Origin of the sequence: Limosilactobacillus urinaemulieris (genome assembly GCF_014838745.1) — a bacterium.
GTDB lineage: Bacteria > Bacillota > Bacilli > Lactobacillales > Lactobacillaceae > Limosilactobacillus > Limosilactobacillus urinaemulieris.
In genome coordinates this window covers 19,645-27,042 of sequence record NZ_JABUXR010000020.1, presented here as the reverse complement: position 1 = coordinate 27,042, position 7,398 = coordinate 19,645, and the positions used below count along the sequence as shown (strand labels likewise).

Sequence of the window (7,398 nt, the reverse complement as noted above, 5' to 3'; positions counted from 1 at the left end):
GTGAAGTGAAGGTGTGAATAATTGGAAGATAAGGCACTCGGCTAATTTGGTTGGGTGTCTTTTTTGATTAGTATATGATTAAACAACAACTAATCAACTAGAAGATTATAGAGATGATAACTAACCCTTTGGTCCAAATGAAGATTCATCGAAACGATTGGTTTACCATTTTGCAGTTCCTGTTGTGCTGAGGAATCAAGATATTGGCATGTGCCTAGGTAATAAAAGGACTTATTATCATCAGCATCTGACTTCTTTACAAATAATAATAACTGTCGTTGATTATCAAAAAACTTTTGAACTTCTTTACTGGTTAATTTGCGATTATTTTTAGAATAATAATGCAAGATCCGATCACTAAGAAAACGGTCTTCATATTGAATGGACTTACTGATTTTTTCTGATTTTTTGTAGGTTACAAAAATCATTCCATACTGGTCATTAAAATAATATCCACCAATATTTTGGGCAGTAACATTCGTAGGGTTATTGCTTAATCTCATGACATCTTTTCTCGTGTACTTTTGACCAATTGTAAAAAAGTGATCTGATTGATATCTTTTTGCTCGACATAATCCAGTCTGAATACTGTCTACCCACAGCATTCGAAAATCTTCATTTCTCTGAAGTGAATTCCAAATATTTGGGTTTAAACAATATTGCTCTTGTTGACTATCCCATGTAACTAAGGGCTGTCCTCCGTAATCCTGACGTGACGGAAAAGCGTTCTGATTATAGAATGTTAAATTGAGCACTCTTTGTACTGAATCTATTACTTTCCGATTGGTTAAGCAATGGTTATCATTTAATACTCTTAGAAATTCTTGTGAATTAATAACGGGGTGTTTCAATAACAATTCTAACAATAACAATTCGTGACGTCGCTTACCATTAAGTAACTCTATATTGAGGAAAGTTAATACTTTATTTTCATAATTGGAAATATAAACAGTTTCGTCCATCTTTTTAAGAAAATTAGCGTAATTATTTTCTTTGTTAACTAAAATTACCGGATCAATTGAGTTTGACTTAATAAAATCTCTTAATAGTGGAATTCTGCCAACTCTCTTTTTCATTTTTTTGTAAACTGTTCGCAAATTCCGCATACTGTCAAATTTAGCTTGGCGAATTGATTCGAAGATTTTTTCTTTAGCTACTTGTTCAAAGTAAATAGTTGAAACTCCAATTGTTGGTTCAATATTAGTAGTTTCACGCGCACTATCCTTAGAATACGAAGAATCATCAGTAAGAGAAACTGGAACAATGTAGTTGTTTTTATAATTACCAATAAAATCAAGGACTTCTACATATTCTTTTCCCTTAAATTTACGTAATCCCCGTCCTAATTGTTGGATATAAACAATATTAGAATTTGTGTTTCGCAAAAGGACAACCTGATTAACACAGGGAATATCAATTCCTTCATTAAAAATATCTACAGTAACGATATACTTGATAGTTCCATTTTCAAGTTCTTTAACTACCTGTTTTCTCTTCGATTCGCTATCCGCTCCAGAAAGAGTCTTTGAAGAATATCCTTGCTTAGTAAGTTCTTTTGCAAGAGTAGTCGCCTCAGATACCTTTGAGCAGAATATTAAGCCATGTAAAGCGTCTCCAGAATATCCATAGTAATTAGTTTGCTCTAAAATATATTGCACACGTTCTTTACTTGAAAGCCATTTAACAACCTGCTGTGTGTTTTTTTTGCTTGTAGTCCCATTATTGTAGCGGTTAATCTCTTGATTAACTTTTTTATCCTGAAATTCATAATCGCTTATTCCAACATAATGAAAGGGACAAAGCATATTCTCCTTTAAAGCTTGTGGAAGACGTATTTCATATGCAATATTGTAATCAAACAATTTAAAAACATTAAAATCATCATTTCGCTCTGGCGTTGCAGTCATTCCAAGATAAAATTTTGGACGAAAATACTTCATTATTCTTTGGTAGGTTTCAGCACCAGCATGATGCACCTCGTCTATTAAAATATAGTCAAACTCGTCTTTAGAAAATGACAATAAGTGATCTTTCTTACTAAGAGTTTGAACTGTTGCAAAAACATACTTGGCATCTTCATCCCGTGAATTACCTGTGTAAAGACCATAATCTTCTTTTTGACCACCTAGGACTTTGTAAAAACTATTTTTGGACTTTTCTAATATTTGTTCGCGATGGGCCAAAAAGAGCATTTTCTTTGGTTTAGCATCTTTGACATCAAATGCACCTAAATAAGTTTTTCCTGTACCGGTTGCTGAAATAACCAAGCCTCTTTTTTGCCTTGCTTTCGTAATAAATGCAGTTGCTTGATAGCATCTTTTTGCATTTGATTTGGCTTGATAGCATCATCATTTTTTACCTGATTTAAATCTGATGTTAAAATCGAATGATTCTGGTTTTTCTTATAAATGACCTCATAGTTTACAATCCACTCATGGTTTAAGTTCTTAGCATTATTCCATTCCGACTCAACATTTGAGCTAACTTGGTCAACAATATCGCCATCATCTAAGGAATTGATTTGTAAGCTCCACTCATAGTTGCGCATCAACGCGTTTGTTGTTAAATTTGCACTACCAATAATGATTGTTTGATACCCCTGATGCTGAAAAATATATCCTTTTTGGTGAAAGCCATCCACATCAGCAATTTTCACTTCCACATTGGGAAGTTTAGATAATTCTTGAAATACGACTGGTCGATTAAAATACAAGTAGGTAGAAGTTAAAATTCTTCCACAAACCCCTTTTTGAGAAAGCTCTTTAAAAATAGGCTTCAAATTAGAAATCATTGGATCGGTAATAAAAGCAACAGAAAAAGTATAACTATCGCATGTAAGCAACTCATGCTTGATTTGCTCCCAAATTAAGCTACCCTCTTGGTTATTCAAAAGACGTGGCCCAAGTTGATCATTATTAACAACAGTATTTTGGCTCATATAGCCATTAATCAAAGAGCCATACAGTTCATTAACTACTTTTTCTTCTTGGCTATTAATATTTCTATTTAAGAGCTGACTATAATTAAAATTAGCCATTAAATGTGTACCTCTTTCAAGTTCATCTTATTAATGCACTTTGCGATTGGTAAATCGGCAGCAGTCCAGTTAAGTTTCAACAAATCCTGTTGATCACACCACTTGAGCTTGCTATGTGCCACCAAATTAAAGTGATGTGTAATTAATTTTGCAAAATAAACGGTTAAATGAACCTCACCAAAATTATAGTCATAAACCGATGGTTGACATACAACCTTGCCGACTTTAATACTATCATTGAATTCTTCACGTAATTCCCGGCGAAGAGCCTCCTCCGGTGTTTCACCGACCTTGATTTTACCACCGGGGAATTCCCACAATGTTCCGAGAACCCGATCATCATTTCGCTTGCTAGCTAATATTTGCCTATTTTCGTTGATAATCGCTGCTCCTACAACCTCAATCTGCTTTTTCAATCCAAGTCCCTCACATTTCACTTAATTATATATGACGTTCATCGTCCGTCTGCTATTTTATAATACATAAATATTATACTAGTAAATTCTCAATAAAAGTCGTATAAAATAACTTGAAACTTTATCCGTAATCTTAGAAAAATCGCCATCTTCCAATGTCATATGGGGTTCACATTCAAGGATGGTGAGATGATTAAAGTAAAAATATGTTACGTTAGGACCTTAGAACTTAAAGAAAGGTGACAGAAATCAAAAAGAAACTATCAAAAGAAATGACAAAGAAATTGCACCAAGACATTCTATCTACTGTTCGGCAATCTTACCCTGGTAATGTATATCAAATTGTTTCTGTCAGTACTTCGTAGTGAGAGCCTCTATGTTTACGTAGCGTACAAACAGAGATTATATTATTTAAGATTTTCCGCCCATAATAACGAACTTAAGGGCACGGCTATACTTCCTTTAATTTATTGGAATATGAAAACTGGTCAAAATTAAGAGTAAAGTTACATTCTTATTTTATGGTATCTAATCAAACTAACGCTTATAAAACAATTGGCTACTATAATTTTGTTTGGTTAGCATTGGCCTACCGGTGCTCAATTAATCCTTCTTTTCAGATAAAATTTGGAACCTGCGGATGAAGTACGAAAAGCAACCATTTACATGGAGGGGTATTCTTTGCGGAAGTTACTAATTCAAAGGCTATTAGAAGACTACTGGCTGACATATTTACTGGATTAATTACTTCAAATACTCATATTGACAAGGTCTATCTAAAAGAACCTTGCTGGCTCAGCATTACATCATCAGGCATTAAGCTCTTAAAGTATTATCCAAACATTAGTAAGTACGGGACAAAACGTCATTGGCTAACCAATCCATTATCACTTAATACTCAAGAATTAGTTAAACTATTAAATAGTATCAGCTAAATTTTATTATTTTGCTGGGTGTTTTTATATGGCCAATTTTCAAAGAATGAATTCTTTTGAGGATCAAACTCTATCGATTTGGCAAAGACAAACTTATTGGTCGCCTGGGTTCTCCAACGCGGATTACTTGTGCAAAATTGCTTCGACTTTAACGATTTTCTTTACAGGGACGTAAGCTTCAATATCATTAGCACTTCTTAACTTTCCTGTCTCTTCATCTAAGTCATAACTACTAATCTTTATCTCGGTTGGTAGCTGATGATTCATTATAAAAGTATTCCAGAAGCCGACATATTCTTTCCCGTCATTTGTGGTGATACGTACTTTCTCGCCTAACGGATATGCTTCCCACTGGCTAACATCAGCTGAATACTGTTTAACAACTTTTCCAGCAAGATTATACTGAATAAATTTCATGAACTCTTTCTCCTTTCTTCAGTCTCCATACTCTGCGCACCTGGTTTAATTGCAATAGCCAGAAGCATCCCTGAACTATCTCACCATTTCTGGTCCATTCGCCGTGCCGTGAAGTAATATCAAATATTTGTTGCCAAGATCTTTCTTTAATATGTTGTTGCTCTACCTTGCTTAAAGCATCAAACCGTCTTTCGCCCTGCTCCAATTCTTTTTCACTCGTTGCCGAAGAATAGTACAAATCATTCAAGACGAAATGCCACCCTTCAAAATCACTTAAAAGGACTTTCTCTTCTGGAATATCAAACTCAATACATACTTCATCAGGATAATCTCTAGTCCACCGGAAGTCCGGTCGTTGATGATGATAATCATAGCTTCGATACCAAGCCCATAATGGTGTGGTTATTTGATTACAAGGTGGAGCTAGCCGTGCCCTTAACTGCTTTGTCATCCATTGATAAGCTAACTTAAAATCGGGATGCTTCAAATTTTCCGATTTATTAGGATTGCAGTAAAAAAAGCCATTACTTATTAGTTGCTGATATACGTAATACGGCTGAATAGTCCACATAATCATTTGACGTCTCTCATTTCTCAAATATTAGGTTGTGTCTGTCAATGTCCTGTTTTATTTTATCAAATACAACCATACTCATTCTTTTTTTGCATTGTCCTAACCATCTCAAACTGAAAGTCTTAAAACAAGAATTATTCACACAGTAGTAATGAAGTATCACAAGAATTATAGTTAAGCCGAATTAAAAAGTACTCTTGGTCTAAAATTTCATTAAGACTTAGAGTACTTTTCTATGTTACGCACTATTAAGCAACGTAACGCCATTACTGGCAATATCTTTTGTTTATAGTTAATTTAACATTTTCCAATTAAAAGTCAACTAGTTAATTGAATCCACGAATTAGTCGGCAAAAAGATTTAAGTAATTATAGCTAGTAGCTGTTTGAATCATGCAAGCAATAGGTAATTTTATTTAGAAAAGCTCAATTACAATATAACTTAATAATTCAAACATTTTAAAAAATCAGTTAATATGTCTTTATATACTTTAGAAATACCGCTTAAATACCTAGTATTTTCCTTTTCACTTATCATTTCAATATATGCATTTGAAGTCATAACATTAATTATCTCTTTAAGATATTCCTTAAAAAGATTAATAGATCCATTTATTTTGTAAAAATAAGCATAGATTTTTATACTTTCTTGATAACTTTCTCTCCTAGCCTCTATTAATTCTTTACTACTTAAATTAGAAATATCGGTTTCTTCATTAGGGGAGACCGATATCTTACCAAACTTAGGGGCATCACTTACTATATTAAAAATAATTATGGCTAAATTTTGATTAGCACCATAGCTATTAAACGTCTTACATATACATACGATCAAATAGTCTAAACGCCCTATTGTTATACCATCTGCTTTAGAAAATAGCATATTTATTGAAGCGTCCATAGAATAATGATATTTATGTTTTCTCACACATTTAATAAATTGCTTCATTAAACTAATAGTTTGATGGAAAGTACCGGTATGATTATCAAAAAAATTTTTAGACCTTATCTGAAAATTAGTATTTTTCAACTCTTTATTATAAGGATTTTTACAAGCTAATAAGCATCTCATAAATTGCATATTAATGTAATTCAGTGCTCTATCGTCTGATAGATTATCATTAACAAGCTCATTTAATGTATTTACCAATCTATAATAAGCAAAACTGTCAACACTTTTTGAAGAGTCTTTTTCGACATATAAGGTCTGAGCATTTACAAGAACATGCCAATTTCTTTTAGAATCTACTTCTTTAATATAATGTTCAATACAATGCTTGTAAAATTCTTCATCAAAAGCGGAATCATAGTTAAGTTTTAGTTTAGGAATATTTGAAGCTAGTAGATAGCAAAAACTGTAGAACCGATAAGAAGACTGTTCTTTATAGTTTTTAGAAGCTTGTTCCCAAACTTTATAGAAAGTATTAGGGTTAAATAGTGGAGAATTTTTGTCTTGAGAACAAGAATAGTCTATAAATAGTTGCCAATAAAATGCTTGTTCATTAAGACTATATTTTGAAGAAATTAGTAGTTCTTTTTGCTCATTAATAGCTAATCTATTTCCTAATCCGTCAATATCTATCCATTCAATGTATTTATGAATCAAGCAAATTAGATAATATATACATATGAGAAAAGCGCTTGCAGTAAAAACAGTTAATTGAGGAAATAGCTGATTTACCATAAGTAAAATAAGAATGATAATAATATAATTAAGCACATCCTTAAAATGTATTATTTGCTTTTTTAGTACCTTTTGTGCCCACCTGTTCTCAATAGGGTTACTACCTTTTTTAGAGCCTAATAACATAATTGCAATAGGTATTAGTAGAGAAATTATCAGCGATGTAGAACTAAAAATAAATTCTGAGCTAAAAAGTTTATGTAAGGAAACACTAAAAATTTTTATATATTCCCAAAATGTAATAATAATTGACACTCCTACTATTAAAAAAATATTTCGGTATTTCAAGAATTTCCTTAACATTGGTTATTAACCCCATTCAATTACCATAAATTT

The 7,398-nt window shown here is 32.5% G+C and carries 6 protein-coding genes; all 6 read right to left on the bottom strand.

The features are described 5' to 3' along the window. Positions 1-89: 89 nt before the first annotated feature. A complete protein-coding gene (locus HUK45_RS08280) occupies positions 90-2,267 on the bottom strand; it encodes a DUF3427 domain-containing protein (protein WP_235972089.1) in 2,178 nt (725 codons plus the stop codon). Beyond that, positions 2,228-3,037 (bottom strand): phospholipase D-like domain-containing protein, encoded by an 810-nt coding sequence (locus HUK45_RS09605; RefSeq protein WP_235972087.1) that lies wholly within the window; start codon positions 3,035-3,037, stop codon positions 2,228-2,230. The genes HUK45_RS08280 and HUK45_RS09605 overlap by 40 nt, the downstream gene beginning before the upstream one ends. Next, positions 3,037-3,453 (bottom strand): (deoxy)nucleoside triphosphate pyrophosphohydrolase, encoded by a 417-nt coding sequence (locus tag HUK45_RS08275; RefSeq protein WP_191911935.1) that lies wholly within the window; start codon positions 3,451-3,453, stop codon positions 3,037-3,039. Before HUK45_RS08275 ends, HUK45_RS09605 begins: the two co-directional genes overlap by 1 nt. 1,058 nt (positions 3,454-4,511) lie before the next feature. Further along, entirely contained in the window at positions 4,512-4,805 is a 294-nt protein-coding gene (locus tag HUK45_RS08270; RefSeq protein WP_235972086.1) for a hypothetical protein, read from the bottom strand. After that, the gene (locus HUK45_RS08265) at positions 4,786-5,382 is read right to left on the bottom strand and encodes a DUF3841 domain-containing protein (RefSeq protein WP_191911934.1); all 597 of its coding nucleotides are present in this window, start codon (positions 5,380-5,382) and stop codon (positions 4,786-4,788) included. The genes HUK45_RS08270 and HUK45_RS08265 overlap by 20 nt, the downstream gene beginning before the upstream one ends. 438 nt (positions 5,383-5,820) lie before the next feature. After that, positions 5,821-7,317: a hypothetical protein gene (locus HUK45_RS08260; RefSeq protein WP_191911933.1), complete on the bottom strand. Its 1,497-nt coding sequence runs from the start codon at positions 7,315-7,317 to the stop codon at positions 5,821-5,823. Between the last annotated feature and the right edge of the window lie 81 nt (positions 7,318-7,398).

What these genes read in the sequence shown, in the direction of transcription:
- HUK45_RS08265 (WP_191911934.1), bottom strand. Translation starts at nt 5,382, where the DNA reads ATGATTATGTGGACTATTCAGCCGTATTACGTATATCAGCAACTAATA.
- HUK45_RS08270 (WP_235972086.1), bottom strand. Translation starts at nt 4,805, where the DNA reads ATGAAATTTATTCAGTATAATCTTGCTGGAAAAGTTGTTAAACAGTAT.
- HUK45_RS09605 (WP_235972087.1), bottom strand. Translation starts at nt 3,037, where the DNA reads ATGGCTAATTTTAATTATAGTCAGCTCTTAAATAGAAATATTAATAGC.